Consider the following 20,725-nt stretch of genomic DNA (forward strand, 5'->3'; position numbering starts at 1 on the left):
AGGCGACTCTCCCCGAGATTCGTGGCGGCGGCGTGCAACTTCAAGCATAGCGCGCGTGCTTCGGTACGCAAGTTCAAGCCGGTCCTTCGCAGGCAACGACGGCAACGGCATCTCCACGCCCATAGCCGTACCATACCGCGGATGCGGCGCTGCGGGACTAGAGCCAACCGGCGTAGTGCAGCACGACAAACGATACGGCGCCGCCCGCGATCAGCAGCAAAGCATTGATTCGGGTCGTCATCACGAGCACTGTCGCGATGGTTGCTGTGAGCCGCGCTATCCAACCGCCGTCGAGTTGTTTCATCAACACGTAGACGGCAGCCAGAATGAGACCGGCGGCGACGGGCCGAAGACCCGCCTGCAATGCATTCAGCCAGCGAGCGCCTTCGTGTCTGTTCCACACGTGCACGACGGCGCACATCAGGAACGCCGTTGGCCCGAATAGAGCCAGCGTCGCGACGAGGGCTCCGCCAAACCCGCCGACCTGCCAGCCGATCAACGTCGCCAGCAGCGACCCCGGACCCGGCGCGAGCCGCGCAATCGCGAAGTCGCTCAGGAATTGGGCGTGGGTCATCCAGTGATGCACGTCGACGACTTGCCGTTGGACCTCGGCAATGATTCCCTGGCCGCCGCCGACCGTTACGATCGAAAGCGGCGCAAAAACTGAAAACAGTGCGATGAGATTTCTGGACACGTGATGTCGCTTTCTGAAAGTTGCGCGATTGTCGTTATTGCTGCCGCGGCGAACGGACGTATTCGTATCCGACGCTCAGGACGCCGGCGATCAACACGGTCCACACAAGGGACGCCCTGAATAACGCCACAGCGACGAAGGTCGCGATCAGAATGAGATACGAAAAAGCGCGCCGCGGCAGTCTGCGCGCGGCGGTGATCGCCATCGCCGCGGACAGCCCGATTGCACCTGCCGCCGCGCCGGCCAGCGCAGTATGCGTCAGCGGAAGATAGGCGATGGCCGAGAAGAATGCGCCGAGCAGGACGATCAGGATTGCCGGTGGGAAGATGATTCCGCAAAATCCGGCAAGCGCGCCGCGCCAGCCAAGCAGACGATAACCGATCCAGATGGCCAGATTCTTGACGTTGACGCCTGGCAGCGCCTGCGACAACGCCAGTCCGTCGAGGAACTCACTCTCGGTCAGCCAGTGCCGGTCGTGCACGAATTCGCGCAGGAACCACCCGCTCAATCCGCCGCCAAAACTCGTGAGGCCGATTCGCGAAAAGATAAGAAACAGCCCTAGCGCCGTCACTTCGCCGGGCGCTGGTCTGCCGCCCTGCCCGCTATCTTCGCGCGTCAATGCCGGGGCGAGGACCTCTTGCCCGTTGATGCCTCTAACCAATGCTCCCTCCTTGCGAACTGTGCGGCAAAGCCGGTAAATCCTGGCGTCCCGTCGCTGTCGTTGCAGCCACAACGACGCCGCCACCGGCGGTTCAACCCGCGTGTCGAATGATAGCTTCAATAAGCCGGACCATTTCGCCAATCATAAAACGACGCCAACGTTTTGCCGCATGCACGCGGGTGCGAGCAGTCTCCATGGTGCGAGCCAGTTACTAGCGACGTTGCGAATTGGGCGAATCCATCGCCTGTCTCATCTCGAGGTGTCGAGCTGCGGCAAAGACGGCCGTGCGCAAGAAGCCGGGAAGCACGCCATGCGGATGAGCAGGACGCTCAGTGGAAATTGTATTCAGGGTTATGTCGATCGAAGACGGATTCGCTCCAATGGTGAGGCACGACGTCTTCGAAACGGATCAGCTCCAGCAGGCCGCCGTGGTCGTCCCATGCGGCCTCGCCACAGGGCCACGTATGCTGAAGATCGAATAACAGTCTCACGCGCTGCGCGTAGTGCGCTGGCGGCCCTGACGGAGCCGTCCATGTCCACGCAAGCACCCGCATGCCGTGCATGTTCATGAGTTCAATGCGGCTCGGCTTTTCAGTCAGGCCCTCTTCGCGAAAGCTCCGCGCATCGTGCTCGACGGTGCGCGCGATGAACTGCAGGCCCAGATCCCGGACACTATGGTGGGACTGCGCGTGCGCGAACGGTCCGTCAACGGCGACCTTGCCTGACATGATATGCAACCGGCCGCCCAAATGCCCGAAGATGCTGTTCGGGTCCGCAGTTTCGTCGTAAACGATTTCCTGTCCCGCATGGGCGCCATCAGGCAGCCATTTTGCGTACACTTTTCGTGGGGTGTCCTGATATCGGATAAGCATGTGATCGGGCCGGTCCGGCCATCTGCCGGATATACGCTCCTGGCGGAACATGCTGTATTCGTAGGCGTCGTCGGCAACCATGCCGGACCTCGCGTACTCGACGAAGGCTTCGGGCTTCATTGCATTCATCAGTGCGAGAATCTGATCGTCGGTCAGGGACAGAAGCGAGTGGTTTTCGATCCGCGTTCGCCATGACGCCGCCTGTTCCTCGGCCGTGAGACACCGGAACTGGTCGATGTCCGCGTTCACGGTGTCCGACGTGGCGGCATCGGCGCATCCCTCCGAAGTACTGGATGAGGCCGGCGTAGCCGGGCTGTTCGATTGGGCGAGCGCGTCTCTTGAGACAATCAGGCACGTCAACGCGAGCACGCACAGCAGCGCTCGCACGACTTGCCGCCATCCCGCAGCAGGCAGCACGCGTGCGCATGGTGGATGATCGGAAAGGCGAAATCCGCAAAGCGTCATGGGTTAAATCCGTTGCTGGTTTCCGGGCTTCTGAATGCCAGCCCGAGCATGCTGCAAGCGTCGATCGCCATGGGTCGCAATTGCGCCTCGGCGAGCTGGCCGGTCAGCGCGCATCCCATTCCCTGACTCCACCAGTAGAACGTGTTGCGATTATCGTCGCGAAACAGGCGGAATGCTGTCGCATTCTTTGGAACCGCCGCAACGTACATCGTGAGCCGGGCGCCGGCCGGGTTCTGATACATGAACTGCGCGGCGGGCCCCGTCTCGCCGGGCAGCAGACGTCCGCCGATCAGCGAATACCCATATTGCCGCAGCGAAGGCACCGCCAAGCGCCGACCGAGCCGGCGTGACAGCCAGTTGACAAGCTGATCGCGTTGAAGTGCCGCGACCTCCACGGGGTGGCGTTGCTCAGGCGCGTACACCGCGAAAGCGATGTCGGCGCGTTCCGCGAACACGGATGGATCGGCCGCGAAATTCGCCGGCACCCAACCGGACGATGAGCCGAGCGCCACGCCCATCGCCATGAAGGAGGCCGCGACGCCAGCCTGCCGCCACCACGGCGTGAGGCGCCGCACGACGATACAAGTCAAATCGTCTCGCGAGTCCCTGAATAATGCCGCCAGCGCGGCTTTTTGCGCGCGGTAATCACTCACGCGCTCGGCCGCCCTAAGATGGATCGTCAGCCAAACGGCCGTGGCCGCGCGCTCCGAGGCCGCTAGCTCATTGTCGGCAAACGCGGATAGCAGCCGCAAATCTATCCCGCCCAAGCCTTGCCTCGTTCGGTCACTGTCGTCGTTCATGGCTTGGTTCGCAGTTTGCAACTACCCTGCCCTGATGCCTCCCAATCACATCACGCTGTCCGTTGCAGACCCAAGGCGTACGCGCACCGGATCGGTGCTCCCGGCATGAAGTCTTGTTCCTGACCGGAGATGGCATTCCCGCACCGATGGGCTCCAAAACAGCCTCCACACCGTGAATAAACGTGCGGAGGGGTTGCTATATTCCAATCGTGTGAAGTGAAGGCTTGCCGTTGCGAAGCCGCGAACAGCTACCGCGCAACGCCTGCGCCCCACTCAGGCAAGCCCCCATTCGCCATTGCCTTCGCAGCATTGGAGTTTGCGCGGGAGACGGAATAGACGGCCGCGCCGAATCGTTTAGACAACATGTGCAAACCAACGGCAGACTTCGATGAACATTCCACAGCAGCACTTCATTCGACCTGTCGGCGTAGCACTGCTGATGGCATCCGTCGCGCTGGCCGCCGGCTGCGGAGGCGGTGGTGGTGGCGGCAGCAGCAGCACGTCGATGATTTCGATCGCCGGCACGGCGGCAACCGGCAAGGCACTGGCGAACGCGACGATTAGCATCGGCTGCGTGCGGGGCTCGATGTCGGTTGCAGCAGATGCGAACGGAACCTACCACGCGACACTCGGCGCAGTAACGCCGTGCATGATCGCTGCGACCTCGGGCGTGACGACGCTGCATTCCGTTGCGTTCGCCGGCGGCACGTACAACGTCACGCCGGAGACGGATCTGCTGGTGTCATATCTGGCGGCGCAACTCGGCACGAATGAAAGCGGGCTCGTCGCCGGCTTCGCGGTCAACACACAGTTTCAGCAGGCGCTGGCGAATCAGACCAATGTTCTGACTGCGCAGGCCGCGGTCGTCCAGAGTCTGCAGCAGACGTACGGTGTTGCGCTGTCGACGCCCAGTTTCCTGAACACCGCATTCGCGGTCGGTCAACCAGGCGAGGACAGCGATCTCGAAGCGCTCCTCGCCCGCGGCGCCATCGACCCCAATGGCGAACCGGACGCCGCCGCAGTCGCACTGATGGCCACGGCGGGGGCGGCCCATCCGATTGCGACGTCACCGAATAACAGCACGGGCGGGACCGGGATCGGCGGCATTGGAAGCTCGGGCGGCATGATGTGAGACGCCCCTGCGGGTCAGAGCAGTTCCACGGTGAAGTCGCCCGCCGAATGGCTGCGGCTGGAACCGGGAAAACGCGCACGAAACAGCGTGGTGAACTCTTCCGCAGGCAGAGGCCGTGAAAAAAGATAGCCCTGTCCCGCCTGGCAGGACCATTCACGAAGGAGCCTTGCCTGCTCGCTCGTTTCAATCCCCTCGGCCGTGACGGACAATCCAAGCGACTGCGCCATGGAGATGACGGCTCGAACGATTGCATCGTCCTCGGCACTCGTGCCAATGCCCTGAACGAAGGATCGATCGATCTTCAGCACATCGAGCGGCAGCTTGCGCAGATAACTTAGCGACGAATAGCCCGTGCCGAAGTCGTCGATTGCGATCGTTACGCCAAAATCTTTCAGCTTTCGAAGCGTCTCGATACTCTTTGCCGTATCCCGCATGATCAGGCCCTCCGTGACCTCCAGTTTTAGCGAGGCCGCGCCGATGTGAGCACTGGAGAGCGCTGCGGCAACATCGGCAACGAGGTTGGGATCATCGAACTGCCGAGGGGAGAGATTGACGCTGATCTGCAGTGGCGGCTCGGTTGGGAACTCGCGCTGCCAGCGGGCGACCTGCTGGCAAGCCTCTGCCATGACGTATCGACCGAGCGGAATGATCAGGCCGCTTTCCTCTGCAATCGCAATGAACTCGGACGGCGGCAACAATCCTCGCGTGGGGTGCTGCCACCTCACGAGCGCTTCCATTTCACTGAACCCTGCCGCCTGTAACTGCATGATGGGCTGAAAATACACGCGTAGCTCGCGATGGTCGATCGCGTAACGCAGGTCCGTTTCAATCTCCAGCTTTTCGACGGCTTCCGTGTGCATGTTCTCTTCGAACACCACGTAGCGGCCCTTGCCGCCATTCTTGGCCCGGTACATCGCGACGTCGGCATCCCGCAACAACGTGTCGGCATCGCCGCGGCCGCCGCCGGCACGCGCGAATGCAAGCCCGACGCTCGCGCTGACGATGTACTGTTTGTTGTCGAGATCGAATGGTTGGCTGAACTGCGCAAGGATGTTGTCCGCGACCAGGGTTCCTTCGCTGGCCGCTTCACTTCCCAAGTGCTCCAGCAGAATGACGAACTCGTCTCCGCCCAATCGCGCGACGGTGTCGGTGGGGCGGACGCAGCCTTCGAGGCGCTTGGCCGCTGCGATCAGCAGCCGGTCTCCCACATGATGTCCAAGACTGTCGTTGACGCGCTTGAAGTTGTCCAGGTCGATGAAAACGACTCCGATCATCGCATTGCGTCGCCGCGCGCGAGCTTCGGCCTGACCAATACGATCAAGCAGCAGCGCGCGGTTCGGTAACGCGGTGAGCGTATCGTAGAACGCCCTTCGCGCGAGTTGCTCCTCGAAGTTCTTTCGTTCGGTGATGTCGCTCGCGGTCGCGACGATCGCGCCAACCGCCGGTTCGTCGAGCAGATTCGTCAAAGTAAGCTGAATATGGCGCCACGCATCCCCCTCGCCTCGAGTGCGGATCTCGATGGATTTCGTGGATCGGGCCGTCGACGATACGGTCTGCAGCAGACCCGCCAGCGCGGGACGGTCAGTGGGATGGATCGGATCGAGCAGACTGGTGCCGACGAGCTGGCCCATGTTCCGCAACGGATCCGGTCTTCGCGTCGGCGCCTCGTAAGTCACCGTCCCGTCGATGTCGGAAACGAGTATCGCGTCCGACGTGTTCGCGACCAGCGCCTGCAGCCGCTGTTCGCTCGTGCGCAGCGCGTCCTGGGCCGCCGCGTCCGCGTTTTTGCGAATCCGCCGCAGCATCCGCAGAAACAGCAGCGTCAGCCCCACCCCGATCGCCAGAACCACTGGGGTCGATATCAGGACGATCCGTTGCACGGCAACGAGCCGGTTGAGTTGCATCGTCGCATCGTCGCGATGCTGTGCCGCTGCCGCGAGGACCTGGTGCTCGATATCGTCGAAGAGCGGATCGGCCGAATCCTCGTCGATCTCGTTGGCTTTCGCGATGTCGTGATCGTCGACCGCCTTGAACATGGGCCTGGCGAACGCCCGATACTTCGCATGCTTCTCCAGCAGGCCGAGCAGCATCGTGCTGCTGCCGGGTTCAAGCGCCATCGCCTTCTTTAGCGAAGCATCCAGTGCCGCGCCGGCCTCGCTATGCTCCCGCAGCACTTCCGGGCGCGGGTCGAGGAAGTACTTGCGTTCGGCCGATTCCTCCCATGCGACGCTGTAGCGGGCTTCCTCGAAAGCGTTATCCGCCTCGTTGGCGGCTTGCGCGGCGAAACCGGCGCTCAGGCTTTCATAGGCGCCCCAGAAGGCCAGAAGCGGCACACTCAGCAGAACGAGGATGAGTCCAAATAGCGCTGTGCGCCGCGCCGGCGGCACATTCAATGACGACTGCCGCAGTGGGTCTGCCCCCGAGTTGCTTCGCCACAGGGAGCGACGCCTCTGGCTATCTTTCTGTCTGGTCACGATTGCTCCGATGTGGAACGTCACGCCGACGGGGTGATCTGTTCGAGCAGGTTGGGCGAAAGCAAACTGGAAGCGTCAGTCCGCCGGTAGCCGGCGCGCGAACGCGAAAGTCGTGGCGCGAAGGATGACTCAGTTCCTTCGTCGACTCCGAAGCGCGCAGATTGACGGACCAGTCCGATCCCGGTCCGTGTTTTGTCGGACCACCGCTTGTTTACGGCACGCTCTGGTTTTTCTAAAGAAAAGCCGCTTCAGCAGCCAGCCTGCCGGTCCTGATCGCCGGATGCGTCGGAGCAGGCCCATCAATCCCCCGGCACGGCCCCAAGATCGCCTCGCGCCTTGGCCAAAGCGAAATACGTCTGCAACGCGGGGGCCGAGTGGTCGCTCAACGAGCAGATTCGCGCCAGCCAGTCGGCCTCCGCGGGCCATTCACCTTCCACCACGCGCGGATAGATCTGCCGCACGAACTGATGCAGAGCCTTTGCGCCGATATTGCCGCTGATGCCTAGCAGAACGTGCAAGGCTCCGTGTGTCGCTTCGAGGTCGCGTGCCGCCACGCTGGCGGCGAGTTGCGCCACAGTCGAGCGGATTTGCTCGATGCCGTTAAGGAACGTCTGGTCCAGCAAATCGAGCGCCACCAGTTCTTCAAGGTGTTTCTCGTCGAGCAGCGGCCCTTCCTTGATCGGCGCAGGTCTCGCGGCTTGCACGGCGGGCGGCTGCGCTGGCTCCTCTTTGGCTGGCGCGTGCGACGCGCGTGGCTGGGCAAACTGTCTCGCAAGGGAAGCAAACAGGGAGCCGATCTGAACAGGCTTGATCATGACCTCGTTCATGCCCGCGGCGAGGCATGCCTGCACGGCTTTCATGTCGGATTGGCCGGTCAATGCAACGATGGGGACGTGAGCATTTGAATCGGCACGGGCGCGAATCAACGCAGTCGTTTCCACGCCGCCCATTCCCGGCATGTTCATATCCATGACGATGGCGTCGATGGCGCCATTCTCCTGCAGCCTGGCCAGCACGGCCGGCCCATGTTCGGCCTCGACGACACTTGCGCCGCAACGCTCCAGATAACCTTTGGCAATCCGCCTGCTATAGGTGTCGTCGTCCGCCACCAGAATCGTTTTGCCGGCGAACCCGTCGAACGGGTGGCTGTGAAGGTGCCGATTGCCGCTTTCGAAGAGCGTCTGGAGCGCCGTGATCAGGTCCACCGCGCTGGCGGGTTTGCTGATCATGTCGTCCATGCCGGCGCGCCGGGCGAGCACGCGCGTCACATTGCCCGGCTCCGCCGTATAGGCAGCGATCAGAACGTTCCAGTGTGGGGATTGACGGTCGGCGCGGATCTTCTCGGCGGTGGTATAGCCATCCATGACCGGCATATTGATGTCCGTCAGCACGAGATCGCACGGCGTTGACTGTTGCAGCATGCTCAATGCCGCCTCGCCGTGTTCCGCTTCGCTCACGTCCGCGCCCACCCTGGACAACGCGCGACGGCTTCGCGCCCGCTGAGCGGCATCGTCGTCCACGACGAGAATGCGTTTGCCGGTGAAAAATAGCGTGGCGCGCTCGAAAATCTTCTGCTCATGCTCTGCCACCTCGCTGCTGGAGACAACGGGGAATTGCAGCGTGAACTGGGTGAATTTGCCGACTTCCGAACGGCAGGCGATCGTGCCGCCGAAAGCGCGCATCGCGCGCTGGCAATAGGCAAGGCCGAGCCCCGTGCCCGCAGAATTGCCCCCGGTACGGAAAGGCTCGAACAGATGCGGCAGGAGGTCAGGCGCAATGCCGGGCCCGGTGTCATGAACCAGCACCGTTTGCCGGTCGATCGTGAGCGTGAGCGTCGCCAAAGGATGCGCGGCAATGTGATGGAGCGCGTTCTTGATCAGATTGAACAGCGTGAACAGATAGACGGTTTCGTCGACCTTGAAGGTGAAATCTTCCAGCACCACGATTCTGACCTTGGCGCGCTCCTTCTGATCGCCGAAGCCGTATTCGTCCAGCGCTTTACGCGTGGTGGCCGCCGCGCTCAGATAGATGAAGTGATCCGGGCGGATGGGTTTCGCACTGACTTCGTCCAGCGTCATGGTGATGATGCGCAGGCCCCGGTCGATCGACAGTTGGCCATGGGCGAGATGCCGATAGAGCAACGCCGCCTTGTCATGCGACAAGGCCGGCGACGGGTTGGCGTCCGTCACCGCGGGCAGCGCCTCTTCCATGCGATCCAGCACGTGCCTCAGTTGGCTGAGAGGATTGCGCATTTCATGCGCGATCGAGCCGGCTAGCGCCCGAAACGCCACATTTTTTGCCTGTGCGACGATGCCCTTCAGGTTGCTGTAACTGAAGGTAAGGCCAGCGAAAATACCGAAGGTAAAAACCGGCAGATACGTGTAGAGAAATAGCTGCCCATCCACGTGGAGGGACTGCGGAATAACGACACTGGCGCACAGGACTGCGAGGCCGATTCCCAGAATCAGATTGAGTGCCAACGCAACGAATAACGGAAATATGGCGATCAGGAAAAATACCATGCCCAGCTCGGCCATCGACCAGAGCATCGAATAGTGACCGGCGATCAGGTAATAAGTGAAAAAAAACGGTAGCGTATAGGCTACCGTTACGAAGTAATACCACGGCAGGAAGCGCACGGCCGAAACGGGCCAGAATCGGCGCAAGAGCAGCAACGCGCAGGCAGCCGTGCCCAAAGCGCGCATCAGCAGACTTTCATTGGGTTGAGGATCGATATACGTCCACCACAGCCAGTACAGTGGATGTCCGATCGTACCGATCACGCCCACAGCCAACACGCTATAGTCCGACACCTTGGCCGAGTCATAAACCACTCGGTTGAGATAACGGATGCTCCCGGAAATGGCTCTCATGTCGTGCTTTATCTTTATTTATCCAGCCTCAGAATTTGAAGCTGCTAACGTTGAATGACATGCCGGCGCTGCCGACCCAGCACAGCACTCTGTCGCCCCGCTTCAGCCGCCCGCTGTCCTTTGCCAGTGAAATCGCGGCCGGGATCGAAGCAGACACGAGGTTTCCGGTCTCCGGATAGATGTGATACATCTTGTCATCGATCCCTACCTTTGCGCCATAGCCCTGCCACGCTGCCTTGGAGGAAGCGTGGGTAAAGACAATGTCGATGTCTTTCTTTGGAACAGGCAGTTTGGTCAGTACGGCGGACAGCTCGTCCGAATTCTTGTGAAGCTCATGGCCGAATGATGTGAAGCGCATGTCGCCGTTCTTCCCGATCCGCTCGGTTGGGTGGCAATACCCTTCGTAGCCGGGAATGGGAATGGTGCACAGGTCCGATACTTCCGGCTTTGCGCGAAATGCGAAAGTGAAATTATCTGGCTCTTTTGCGACGAGCAAGGTAGCGGTGGCCGCCTCGCCTATCGTGAACGACGGCAATGTATATTCGATCTGAGCCTGGCTCTTCAACGCAAAATTCCCCGGATAGAGTGGGCCGCCTGCAAGCATATTGAACTCGGCATTCACAATCATAGCGTTTCTGTACTGGCCGGACTTGAAAAGGCTGTCGATAATCGCCATGGCCCGGGTCCAGCTCATGCAGGCGTCGACCACATCGAAACATTCCGCATTGACGAAGCCGAGCGTGCTGGCCATCATGTGGCTGTTGCCGGGCTCGAGGAATCCTCTTCCAATACCGACATAAATAAACAGCTCGATATGTTCCGGCTTCAGATACGTCTCCGATAGCGCCTTGCGCGTCGCCATCGCAACGTGATCGATAGGCGACTCGTGGCTTTCACACCAGCGCCGGTTGACCAGCCCGCTTCTGTCGAGCAACGTCTTGATGGTGCGCATCCCCCTGTCGATGTCGCCCTCGTACTCCCTGGAATGAAATCGAATCATATCGATTACTTCCTCGTTCGTAACGATCCTGGAGGGCAAACTGACAGCTACGTTCTTAATAAGCATAAAGAATCCATGAAAAATAATTGACGCGGTGGGTAAAAGTACGTTTTTGCGCCTATGGCACGCGAGTATCTGGAACATCAGATACGCGGCCTCGCGGCGCTGGTACATTAACGCGTCCACCGCGATTCATGAATAAAGTCCCGTTTTGGCGTGTTGCCAAAGGCAGCGGGAGTCTGCGCCGGTGGTGGTGTTGCAGGGTAGTTTCGGCGGGAAATCAGGGTGTACGGGTATACGGGGGAACGCCTCGATTGGCCGCCTCCGTGAGTCACTCACCTGTCCTACGCCCCGACAATGGAGCGGCGTCCGCCTTCATCCCGTCGACGCAGCGCAGGCGCCCCCGGTGACGACAATCCGGTCCGCGGCGCCGCGCAGGAACGCAAGGAACTCGGCGGCAGGCAAGGGCCGGCTCATCAGGAAACCCTGCATCTGATCGCAGGCAAGTTCGCTGAGCGTGCGGAACTGCGACTCCGTCTCGACGCCTTCCGCAACGACCTCGATCTGCAACGCGCGCGCGAGCGTCACGACGGCGGACAGCAATGCGCTGCCGCGCTGGCCGGCGGTGTCGAGATCGCGCATGAACGAGCCATCGATCTTGATCTGGTCGAACCTGAAACGCTGCAGATAACCGAGACTCGAATATCCAGTACCGAAGTCGTCGATGGCGACGGTATAGCCGCGCGACTGCAGCGCTTCGATCGTGCGGCTCGTCGTTTCGATGTTCTGCATCGCCGTCGTTTCGGTGATCTCGAACATCAGGCGACAAGGATCGACTCCAGCCGCATCGATCAGCGCATCGATGCGGGCCACCAGGTCCGGCACACTGAACTGGATCGGCGAGAGATTCACCGCCACGGCAATCGCAGGCAGCCCTTGCGCGTCCCATAGCGTGATGTTGCGGCAGACCTCACGCAGCACCCAGTCGCCGATCTCGACGATGAGGCCCGAGCGTTCCGCGATCGGGATGAATTCGAGCGGAGCAATTTCGCCGAGATCCGGATGACGCCAGCGGATCAGCGCCTCGACACCCGTCACCGATTGTGATGCAACACTGAATTTGGGCTGAAACGACACGCTGAGTTCGCCGTCGCTCAACGCGCGATTCAGATCGCGTTGCAGGATCAGCGACCTGAGCGCGGTATGGTTCATTTGCGGCTCGAACACGCGGAACGTGTTGCGTCCGCTTTGTTTGGCAGCGTACATCGCGGCGTCTGCGCTATGAAGCAGTTCATCGGCATTGCCGCCGTCGCAAGGATAGAACGCAATGCCGATGCTCGCGCTCACGCGCAGCGGCAGTCCGTTGACGACGATCTCCTGGCTCAGCCGCCGCAGCGCGCCATTGGCGACCGCCGCCGCGAACGACACATCGGCCACGTTTTCCAACACGATCACGAATTCATCTCCGCCGAGGCGCGCGACCATGTCGGTATGACGCAAGTCCTGGCGCAGACGTTCAGCGCACACTTGCAGCAAGTCGTCGCCGACACCGTGGCCGAGCGAATCGTTAATGGACTTGAAGCCGTCGAGGTCGATGAAGAGCACGGCGAACATTGATTCTCTGCGCGCGCATTCGGCGACCGCCTGCGCGATGCGCAAAGCGAGTTGCTGGCGGTTCGGCAGCTTCGTCAGCGCATCGTGCGTGCCGAGATAATGCAGTTGCCGGTTCGCGCGCTTGAGCGAAACGGAGAGGCTGCTCGTATGGTAGCCGAGCAAGGCGAGCGTGCCGACCAGCACGGTGAACGAGGTCGCAGTGACGACGAGCGCCAGCCAGTTCGCATCGAGCTTTTCGCCGGAGAGGCACAGGCTGCCGGCGGCGAAATTGGCCGCGCTCATGCCGAAATAGTGCATGCCGGTGATCGCGATCGCCATGATGAAGGCCGCGCCGAGCCGCTTCACGACGAGGTTCTCGGCGTCCGACGTGCGCAGCGTGAAGGCAAGCCAGAGCGCTGCCATGGAAGCGGCGATCGCCACGCCCACCGAAAGCGCGACCTTCCAGATCGTATAGTCGATCCCCGGCGACATCTGCATCGCCTGCATGCCGGTGAAGTGCATCCCGGCCACGCCGACGCCCATGATCGTCCCGGCGACGCAGAGGCGCCTGGGCGACAGCGCGCCACGGCTCGCCGTGGCCAGCGCGATCAACGACACGCTGATCGCGAGGAACAGCGACGCCGCGGTAATGGAAAAATCGTAGCCGATCGGAATCGGCAGTGAGAACGCGAGCATGCCGATGAAGTGCATCGACCAGATGCCGACGCCCATCGACACCGCACCGCCGACAAGCCACAACGGCCGCCGCTTCGCACTCGCGAGCGCGTTCAGGCCGCCAGACAGTTCCACCGCCGTGTAGGACGCGAGGAATGCGACCACCAGCGACAAGCAGACCAGTAAGGGGTTGTAGACACCAGTCATCGGCCCTCTCTCTCGTTTGTATCAGTCTTATGCGACTGTTTCTTCTTCTTGCGTCCGGGAGCTGGCTTCCGCGAGCCGCGCCGCATCAGTGCAGCGGCAGATAGTCCCCGCTGCTTTAACGGCATCCTGGCGGATAACTTTATGCTTTTCGGTCAAGAATGTGACCTCATCCGCCGCGTGCGCCCTGCGCTTGCTTCGAACGACTAAACTCGGTTTCGGTCTTTCGAGGGGCGCTTGTCCGCGCACTCGTATGGAATGCGGGCCGCAGCTGCGGCTGCGGAGCTGGAGGGTAAGGCCGCGGGCTCCGCGATTGCACTCTTTTTCGCGCCCATTCTGAGTCACAGGCTCGGCTACGAATAGTCACCCTTCACGTCTCAAGCCTTCGCAGGTTCTTTGACGAGTCGCGACTATCGGCTCAATGACATCCGGCACGCCGTTCTGCTGGCAAATCTGCCTCTTCAGCTTGTCAAAACGTGTCCGGCGGAAACGCCAGTGAGAAAGGCAGCGGCCACCCATCGCAAGCCATGCGAGAAAAGAACGAGTTCAGGTTGCTGCTGCATTGTCGAGAACGGACGTCAGGATCATTGCGCCCGCATTGCGGGGCGCCGGCCGGCAGGGACGCGGCGTGTACACCGCGTCGCCGCGACGAATCGCGCGCCCGCTCATCGCGCAGATGCCCACGGTGCGAGCCCGCGTTGCGCACCAGATCTGGTCGCCATAGCAGCAGCGCGTTGAGTCGCGCCAGGAGATCGTCGCCGTCGACGGCGTCTGCCGCTCCAGCAGGCTCACCGTGACGCCGTGCAGCGCCGCACGGTCCGCACGACGCGCCACGTCGCCGTCATTCGGCCCACTGGCGCGGTCTTTCGACCCGCTCGCGGGCACGGACAACAGGCCGATGGTTTGCATCCACGGATCGATCATATTTGCGTTTGCCAGCATGTCGCGACTCCTGTTGAAGAGTTACCTGACGTAGACGGACGAATCGAAGACAGCGTCGACGGGCATGCCAGGCGCCGTGACCTGAACGGCGCCCGCCGTCACCCGCCCTTGCATGGGCCTCGCGATGCGTCGCGGCGCAATGTCGGCACCGGGTTCAGGGTATGAGAGCAGCGAACTGGTCATGAAATGTCCGCCCCATAGCGCGATCTGCCTGCGGTCGAAACACCGGCACCGCGATAACTCAAAGTTAATCAAACGAATCTCGCGCGCCTAGCCGTACATTCGGTTGCCCGAGGTATCGAATGGTTGGGTCAACCTATACGAAGGTTTAATGCGGGCGGGAAATGCGCGAATGCCATAGCCACGCGACGGTGTCCGTTTGCGCACGGGAGCGCCACATTGCGAGAGATTCGAGACAGAAACGAACGACGATGCGATTTTCGCCGTTCGATAGGCAAAGATGCCCGCGCGGTTCAGCCGCGCTGAACGCGCGGCGGTGTCGTGGTGCCTGGTGGCGATTTGACGCCGAGGGCTTCCGCCTTCAACACGAAATCGGCAAGCGAGCGCGACTCCATCTTCTTCATCGCCTGACCGCGGTGAATCTTCACCGTGATTTCACTCAGATTCATTTCAGCGGCGATTTGCTTGTTCATCAGACCGCTCGCGACAAAGGCCATCACTTCGCGCTCGCGCGGCGTGAGCGACGCGTACCGGCGGCGCAGATCCGCGACCGAGCGGTCCGCTTCACGCCGTTCTTCGTCCTTGCCGAGGGCCGTCGCCACGGCGTCCAGCATGTCCTGGTCGCGGAACGGCTTCGCGAGAAAGTCCATCGCGCCGGCCTTCATCGCCTTGACCGACATGGCAATATCGCCGTGCGCGGTCATGAAAATGATCGGCACACGCAATTCGCCCGCCGCAATCCGTTCCTGCACGGCGAGGCCGCTCTGCCCTTTGAGCCGCACATCCAGAATCAGACAGCTCGGCACATCCGGCATCCGGAACGCAAGAAATTCATCTGCGGATGCGAACACCTCAACCTGCAAGCCCACCGAGCGCAGCAGCATGCCGACCGCTGCACGCATCGACTCATCGTCGTCGACGACATAGACAATCGAGTTACTCGTGGTGTCGCCCGTTTCACTGCTCATGACAGGTTCCCTCATCGAGCGGCAGAGTGAACTGCAGCACCGCACCCTTTCCCTCTTGCGATTCCGCCCAGATCTGGCCACCGTGCGCCTCGACAATCGAGCGGCAGATCGACAGTCCCATTCCCATGCCTTCCGGCTTCGTCGTAAAGAATGCATTGAAAAGCCGCCCGGCGTTCTCTTCACTGATGCCGGTGCCGGAGTCTTCCACGATCACCTGTGCGTGCCGCGCGTCGAAGTGGCGCGTGCGGATGCGCAATTCCCGCGGCCGTCCCGTGATGCCCGACATCGCCTGCACGCCGTTCATCACGAGGTTGATGATGACCTGCTGCAACTGCACGCGGTCGGCACGCACCCGCGGCGGTGGACAGGCGTAGTCGGTGTCCACGTCGACGCGGTGGGCATCCAGTTCGCGTCGCACCAGGCCGATCGATTCTCTCACTATGGCGTTCAGATCGAGTACCGCCTGACTCGGATCGCGCTTTTGCGCCATCGCGCGTATCTGGCGGATCACGTCGCTCGCGCGCCGGGCGTCGTGAATCATCTGCGTAATCGACTGTCCGGCTTCCTTCACATCGGTCTGCGGACGGTTCAGCCAGCGCAGGGCGGCGTCGCCGCACGTAACGATCGCCGCGAGCGGCTGCGTGACCTCGTGCGCGATCGACGCGGCCAGTTCGCCGAGCATCGTCACGCGCGTCACGTGCGCGAGTTCGGCCGTCGAGCGGTCAAGCGCTTCCTGCGCCACCCGCCCTTCTGTCACGTCCATCAGCGCGCCGACGTACTCAGGAATCGCCGACTGCGACGCTGCAAGATGCGCAACGTAATGCACATATTTAACCCTTCCGTCGGGCATCGCGAGGCGATGTTCGATGTCGACGAGCGGCACCCCCGCAAGGCTCTGCTGATAAGCGTGCCTGACGAGCGCGACGTCCTCGGGATGCGAGCGCGCGAGGATCAGCTGGAAACTGGGCGTGACGTCCTTCGAATAATCGAAGATTTGATATGTTTCGTCGGACCACCACATCTCGCCGCCGGGCAGTCTCGTCGCAATGCTGCCGGTGCGGCTCAGGCGCTGCGCGTCGGACAGGAACGCTTCGCTGCGTTCGAGCGCCTGCTCGGCCTGCGTGCGGACGGTGATGTCGTTGTTGGTGGCGAGCACGGCGCGCGGCTTACCCTTCGCGTCGCGCCACAATGCCAGGCGGATCGAAATGATGACGGCAGCGCCGTCACGGCGCACGCGCTGCAATTCGCCTTGCCAGCGGTCCGAACGCAACAACTCGCTGCGAAGCTCGTCGAGTGAGATTGACGCGTGGGTTCGCAACAACTCGTGAATCGGCTGGCCGATGGCCTCGCGCGCGGTCCATCCGTAGAGTGTTTCCGCGCCGTGATTCCAGAACGTGATCAGATCGTTCATGTCGTACACGACGATTGCGTCATGCGTCAGATCGAGCAACTGAAGCTGCTCCTGCAACGTCGCGGTGTTCTTCTGATTGCGCAACGCCAGCACCGACGTGATGGCGATGGCGAGCAGGCTGACGACGCAGCGCGCGGCTGCGCTGCTCGAGAAGTGCTCGTCATGCGACAACGCAAACGCGATCGCCGTGAGCGCCACGCAGCTCCATGCCGTGAGGATCGCAGCAGGCCGCGACCCTGTCGAGGCGACCAGCAGCACCACGACCACATATAGCACTGCAATCGCGATATCCAGCGACGTGAAAGCGTCGATCACGAATACGATCAGCGCGACGATGGCCGCGAGAGCGGCCAGTACACGCGCGTCATGCCGCAATGGTTCATCGGCATGTGAGCGGAATATCATGACGACGATTGAGCGCGCCGCGCGGCAAGGCGGGTGAATAAACGGCGCGATGTTGGCATAGGCATTCCAGGCAAATGTTCGTTGACGAGCACCGGAACCCTGTCTCGTGCCGCAAGAACGGCACGTCAAAAGTCAGACATGCAGGACGCCGACTCATAATCCGCTAGTAAGTTTATACGAATTCTTCATTATCCAGCTATTAAGGCCCGCTGCGAACGGGCTTCAATGAAGCTCGTCGCCCTCGGCCTGAAGCGTCTCGAGGCAATGCGACACGGCCGCGCCATCGACAGGTTTGCTCAGCACGCACATCGCGCCGCCATCCAGCGCCTGACGGCGCACCGTTTCCGAGACGAAAGCAGAGATAAAGATGATCGGCAGCGTAATCCCGCTGTCGAGCAGGCGCCGCTGCATCTCGAGCCCTGTCATGCCAGGCATCTGCACGTCGGAGATAATGCACGCGACATCACCCATCTGGCCGGCGGCGAGGAAATCTTCGGCCGACGCATAGAGCCGGACGTCCCAGCCCAGCGAACGAACCAGGCTCGAAGTGGCAATGCGGACGGATTCGTCGTCGTCGATGATGGAAACTATCCGGTGGGTGTGCAAGCGACTTGTCCTCTTCCATACATGCGGTTATGACGGCACGATCTGGTTTGCCCGCCGTTCAGGTGTTCCCATCTTATGGAAAAAACATTGCCGCGAAAATAATATGTGTGTATAGGGAAAGATCGCAACCCAGACTCTTTGCCCGCAGCCTCGCTTGCGCGCCTTTAAAGGCGCCTCAATGAACGTCGACCTTCGACTCTTCGTGCGTCGCGATCTGCTTGCCGACTGCATCGGCGAAGCGCTCAAGCGCAGCGAGCGAGCCCTGCACGCTGCGGTATTCCGTTTTGCCGATCATGCCGTCCAGCACGACCAGCAGTCCCGAGTCTTTGGCGAGCTTGACGATGTCCATTACAGTCTCCCGATCGAGGGACAAAGGGCGAAGAGGCATTCGATCAACTTGATGCGCGCGGGGCGGAAGAAACTCGCCGGCGGCGCACACGAAACCTGTGGTCTTATCGAAACTATCGACGAACGAGCAGCGCGGAACCGCCAGCGAGTCGTTGCGATCGAGCGGCAATGCCGGCAAGGTTGCCAACATGCTTGCGCCGAATGCTGTCCTGGTCCGGTCGGTATCCTCGCGCCGCAGATGAATCGTTGTCGTGAGCTAACGCTACGCGCGACGCGAGTCCAGAACCATTCTACGAACGGCCACCTGCATCGTGCATTCGCATGAGCAACTTATCCATCCGTATAGGTTGAGCGAAGAAATATGATGCGCGGCGCCGCCGATCCATACTTCGGACGGAAATGGAGCGCAACATGAACTCGGAGATCGAGCCGGGACGTCAGGCATTTCGAGCCGCGGCGATGCGACGCTGCGAGGCCAGATCGCGCCCGATGCGGCGAATCTCGGCCTCGCCCTGCGTAAGCGCGTCTGTGCTCGTGTGCACCGAGTAGTGGCCAAGCACCAGTGGATAGGGATGCCTGATCGCGGAGCCGATGACGAACGACGTCGCGTCCTCGGCTCGCAGCTCGATAGGCGCCCCATCGGATTCCTCGAAGACGGCGAGTTGGCCGGCCTCGATCGGTTCGGACGCATTCAGGCGGCCCGTGTCGATCGCCAGCCACGAGACGTTGTGCCCGGCAGGCGGCACATATCGCCAGGTATCTCCGGCGCGCAGTTGAACGTGGAAGTAGTTGATGCCTTCAGGCGCGCGAATATCGCTCGCCGCAGCGCCATAGCGGCCGAGAATTACGCGAACCGGCCCCTCCCTCTGGACCTGGGCCGGCGCGATGTACTGACTCTCCGGCGGCGAATTTTCCAGCGCGGGCGGCAGCGCGACCCAGAGTTGAAAGAGGCGTACGGTTTCACCTGGCAATACGTTTCCGTCGTGCCAGACACCATTGCCGGCCTTCATCCATTCGAGGCCGCCGGCTGGAAGTTCGCCATTTTTGCCGGTTGTGTCCGCATAGGAAATCCCGCCGCTCAGCACGGTCGTGAGAGTGGCGATGCCCGAGTGCGGGTGGAACCCGAACATCGGCTTGCCGGTCGGCACGACCACGGCGTGGTCAAGGAACACAAAAGGCTTGATCAATTCTCCGATATCGGAGGGACTGGCCAGACGAGTAATGCCGCCGTGCGCGCTGCCGCCGGTGCGAAAGACGATCCTGCGCGGCGCCAGCATAGTTTCCTGAGTCGGGGTGAGTACGGCTGTGTCGGTATTCATGGTTCTGCCTGAAGAAAACGGAATGTAGACAAGGTAAGAGCTTGCGCTCCATCATAAAAGCCTATATTTTTAGATTTCACATATCGTCTGGAGCGATGGATATGCTTGACGGCGTCACTCTGGACCAGCTTCGGACCTTCATCGCGGCGGTCGATGAAGGCAGCTTCTCAGCGGCCGGACGCAAGCTCCGGCGCGCGCAATCAGTGGTCAGCCAGACGCTCGCGAATCTCGAAGCGCAGCTCGAGGTGAAGCTGTTCGATCGCACGGCCCGTTACCCGCAGCTCACCGACGCAGGCAAGAGCTTGCTGCTTGACGCCCGTGCCGTGGCTGACACGATTGATGGCTTCAAGGCGCGAGCCCGCGCGATGCGAGAGGGCCTGGAGCCCGAGCTCTCCGTGGCGATGGACGTGATGTACCCAATGGACAGTTTGACAAGCGCGGCGGCTCAATCCCAAAAGGAATATCCGCACACGCCGCTGCGGCTCTACGTCGAGGCGCTAGGCGGTGTGATGAAGCTGGTGCTCGATCAGGTTTGCAACATTGGCGTGATCGGCACTCTGCCGATCGTGACGGACGAACTGCAGGTCGAACTGGTGCGCGAGCTCAAGTTGGTTACCGTCGTCAGCCCGTCTCATCCGCTTGCAAATCGCCGGGGGCTCGTTTCGGCGGCCGCAATCAAGAAACACGTACAACTCGTCCTCAGCGACCGAACCGCACTGTCCCAAGGAAGCGAATTCGGTGTCCTGTCTCCCTCGACGTGGAGGCTCGGGGATCTGGGGGCCAAGCATGCATTTCTGAAGGCGGGACTGGGCTGGGGCCACATGCCTCTGCACATGGTCAAGGAGGATCTCGAAAGCGGCACCCTCGTGACGATCCGCATTGAAGGCCTGCCGCGCGAAGTCGTGATGCCGATGAAGGTTGTCTACCGGAAGGACGCGCCGCCGGGACCGGCTGCCCGCGCCTTCATCGCACAACTCGGAAAGTAGGCTGATTGCCGCGAGCTGGCCGCACGGACTTTCTCCAGGATGTCGGTCCACCAGAACAGATTGTCCATTCGGATATCCAGATCGGTGTCGGCCTGGCTCATTGCCACCTGGCCAATG

Annotated in this window: 16 protein-coding genes; 2 read left to right on the plus strand and 14 right to left on the minus strand. The window is 61.5% G+C overall.

From position 1 onward, the window contains the following. Positions 1 to 157: 157 nt before the first annotated feature. The 4 genes from RI103_RS30315 to RI103_RS30330 form a co-directional block, all read right to left on the minus strand. Positions 158 to 694 (minus strand): chromate transporter, encoded by a 537-nt coding sequence (locus RI103_RS30315; protein ID WP_310816342.1) that lies wholly within the window; start codon positions 692 to 694, stop codon positions 158 to 160. A 34-nt stretch (positions 695 to 728) separates the two neighbouring features. Continuing rightward, entirely contained in the window at positions 729 to 1,313 is a 585-nt protein-coding gene (locus tag RI103_RS30320) for a chromate transporter (RefSeq protein WP_310818608.1), read from the minus strand. A gap of 371 nt (positions 1,314 to 1,684) precedes the next feature. Continuing rightward, positions 1,685 to 2,476 carry a DUF1571 domain-containing protein gene (locus tag RI103_RS30325; RefSeq protein WP_310816343.1) on the minus strand — a complete coding sequence of 264 codons (792 nt, stop codon included), beginning with the start codon at positions 2,474 to 2,476 and terminating at the stop codon, positions 1,685 to 1,687. Between the two features lie 212 nt (positions 2,477 to 2,688). Continuing rightward, complete coding sequence (locus RI103_RS30330) at positions 2,689 to 3,492, minus strand: anti-sigma factor (protein ID WP_310816344.1); 804 nt, start codon at positions 3,490 to 3,492, stop codon at positions 2,689 to 2,691. A 388-nt stretch (positions 3,493 to 3,880) separates the two neighbouring features. Here RI103_RS30330 and RI103_RS30335 point away from each other — a divergent pair, with 388 nt between their 5' ends. Beyond that, positions 3,881 to 4,624: a hypothetical protein gene (locus RI103_RS30335; protein ID WP_310816345.1), complete on the plus strand. Its 744-nt coding sequence runs from the start codon at positions 3,881 to 3,883 to the stop codon at positions 4,622 to 4,624. 14 nt (positions 4,625 to 4,638) lie between these two features. Here the strand turns inward: RI103_RS30335 and RI103_RS30340 are convergent, their stop codons facing one another. The 10 genes from RI103_RS30340 to RI103_RS30390 all read right to left on the minus strand — a co-directional run bounded on the left by RI103_RS30340 (position 4,639) and on the right by RI103_RS30390 (position 19,580). Continuing rightward, the gene (locus RI103_RS30340) at positions 4,639 to 7,011 is read right to left on the minus strand and encodes an EAL domain-containing protein (protein ID WP_310818609.1); all 2,373 of its coding nucleotides are present in this window, start codon (positions 7,009 to 7,011) and stop codon (positions 4,639 to 4,641) included. Positions 7,012 to 7,397: 386 nt separating this feature from the next. Continuing rightward, on the minus strand, positions 7,398 to 9,971 hold the full coding sequence (locus RI103_RS30345; RefSeq protein WP_310816346.1) for a response regulator: 2,574 nt from the start codon (positions 9,969 to 9,971) through the stop codon (positions 7,398 to 7,400). Positions 9,972 to 9,999: 28 nt separating this feature from the next. Continuing rightward, the gene (locus RI103_RS30350; protein WP_310816347.1) at positions 10,000 to 10,971 is read right to left on the minus strand and encodes a 3-oxoacyl-[acyl-carrier-protein] synthase III C-terminal domain-containing protein; all 972 of its coding nucleotides are present in this window, start codon (positions 10,969 to 10,971) and stop codon (positions 10,000 to 10,002) included. Between the two features lie 375 nt (positions 10,972 to 11,346). Further along, the gene (locus RI103_RS30355; RefSeq protein WP_310816348.1) at positions 11,347 to 13,446 is read right to left on the minus strand and encodes an EAL domain-containing protein; all 2,100 of its coding nucleotides are present in this window, start codon (positions 13,444 to 13,446) and stop codon (positions 11,347 to 11,349) included. A 543-nt stretch (positions 13,447 to 13,989) separates the two neighbouring features. Further along, a complete protein-coding gene (locus tag RI103_RS30365) occupies positions 13,990 to 14,385 on the minus strand; it encodes a DUF3331 domain-containing protein (protein WP_310816349.1) in 396 nt (131 codons plus the stop codon). A 473-nt stretch (positions 14,386 to 14,858) separates the two neighbouring features. Next, positions 14,859 to 15,533, minus strand: a complete 675-nt coding sequence (locus tag RI103_RS30370) for a response regulator (RefSeq protein ID WP_310816350.1) — start codon at positions 15,531 to 15,533, stop codon at positions 14,859 to 14,861. Continuing rightward, complete coding sequence (locus tag RI103_RS30375; RefSeq protein ID WP_310816351.1) at positions 15,523 to 17,349, minus strand: ATP-binding protein; 1,827 nt, start codon at positions 17,347 to 17,349, stop codon at positions 15,523 to 15,525. Before RI103_RS30375 ends, RI103_RS30370 begins: the two co-directional genes overlap by 11 nt. 222 nt (positions 17,350 to 17,571) lie before the next feature. Then, positions 17,572 to 17,955 (minus strand): response regulator, encoded by a 384-nt coding sequence (locus tag RI103_RS30380; protein ID WP_310816352.1) that lies wholly within the window; start codon positions 17,953 to 17,955, stop codon positions 17,572 to 17,574. A gap of 175 nt (positions 17,956 to 18,130) precedes the next feature. Then, entirely contained in the window at positions 18,131 to 18,304 is a 174-nt protein-coding gene (locus RI103_RS30385) for a hypothetical protein (protein ID WP_310816353.1), read from the minus strand. A 436-nt stretch (positions 18,305 to 18,740) separates the two neighbouring features. Continuing rightward, the gene (locus RI103_RS30390) at positions 18,741 to 19,580 is read right to left on the minus strand and encodes a pirin family protein (protein ID WP_310816354.1); all 840 of its coding nucleotides are present in this window, start codon (positions 19,578 to 19,580) and stop codon (positions 18,741 to 18,743) included. A 143-nt stretch (positions 19,581 to 19,723) separates the two neighbouring features. Between RI103_RS30390 and RI103_RS30395 the strand changes: the two genes are divergently transcribed. Next, the gene (locus RI103_RS30395; RefSeq protein WP_310816355.1) at positions 19,724 to 20,608 is read left to right on the plus strand and encodes a LysR family transcriptional regulator; all 885 of its coding nucleotides are present in this window, start codon (positions 19,724 to 19,726) and stop codon (positions 20,606 to 20,608) included. Positions 20,609 to 20,725: the final 117 nt, after the last annotated feature.

Origin of the sequence: Paraburkholderia sp. FT54, from assembly GCF_031585635.1 — a bacterium.
Taxonomy (GTDB): domain Bacteria; phylum Pseudomonadota; class Gammaproteobacteria; order Burkholderiales; family Burkholderiaceae; genus Paraburkholderia.

Excerpts from the sequence above, each read along its gene's own strand:
- RI103_RS30330 (WP_310816344.1), bottom strand. The coding sequence starts at position 3,492 with ATGAACGACGACAGTGACCGAACGAGGCAAGGCTTGGGCGGGATAGAT.
- RI103_RS30345 (WP_310816346.1), bottom strand. The coding sequence starts at position 9,971 with ATGAGAGCCATTTCCGGGAGCATCCGTTATCTCAACCGAGTGGTTTAT.
- RI103_RS30370 (WP_310816350.1), bottom strand. The coding sequence starts at position 15,533 with ATGAGCAGTGAAACGGGCGACACCACGAGTAACTCGATTGTCTATGTC.
- RI103_RS30395 (WP_310816355.1), top strand. The coding sequence starts at position 19,724 with ATGCTTGACGGCGTCACTCTGGACCAGCTTCGGACCTTCATCGCGGCG.
- RI103_RS30385 (WP_310816353.1), bottom strand. The coding sequence starts at position 18,304 with ATGGACATCGTCAAGCTCGCCAAAGACTCGGGACTGCTGGTCGTGCTG.
- RI103_RS30390 (WP_310816354.1), bottom strand. The coding sequence starts at position 19,580 with ATGCTGGCGCCGCGCAGGATCGTCTTTCGCACCGGCGGCAGCGCGCAC.
- RI103_RS30375 (WP_310816351.1), bottom strand. The coding sequence starts at position 17,349 with ATGATATTCCGCTCACATGCCGATGAACCATTGCGGCATGACGCGCGT.
- RI103_RS30350 (WP_310816347.1), bottom strand. The coding sequence starts at position 10,971 with ATGATTCGATTTCATTCCAGGGAGTACGAGGGCGACATCGACAGGGGG.
- RI103_RS30365 (WP_310816349.1), bottom strand. The coding sequence starts at position 14,385 with ATGCTGGCAAACGCAAATATGATCGATCCGTGGATGCAAACCATCGGC.
- RI103_RS30335 (WP_310816345.1), top strand. The coding sequence starts at position 3,881 with ATGAACATTCCACAGCAGCACTTCATTCGACCTGTCGGCGTAGCACTG.
- RI103_RS30355 (WP_310816348.1), bottom strand. The coding sequence starts at position 13,446 with ATGACTGGTGTCTACAACCCCTTACTGGTCTGCTTGTCGCTGGTGGTC.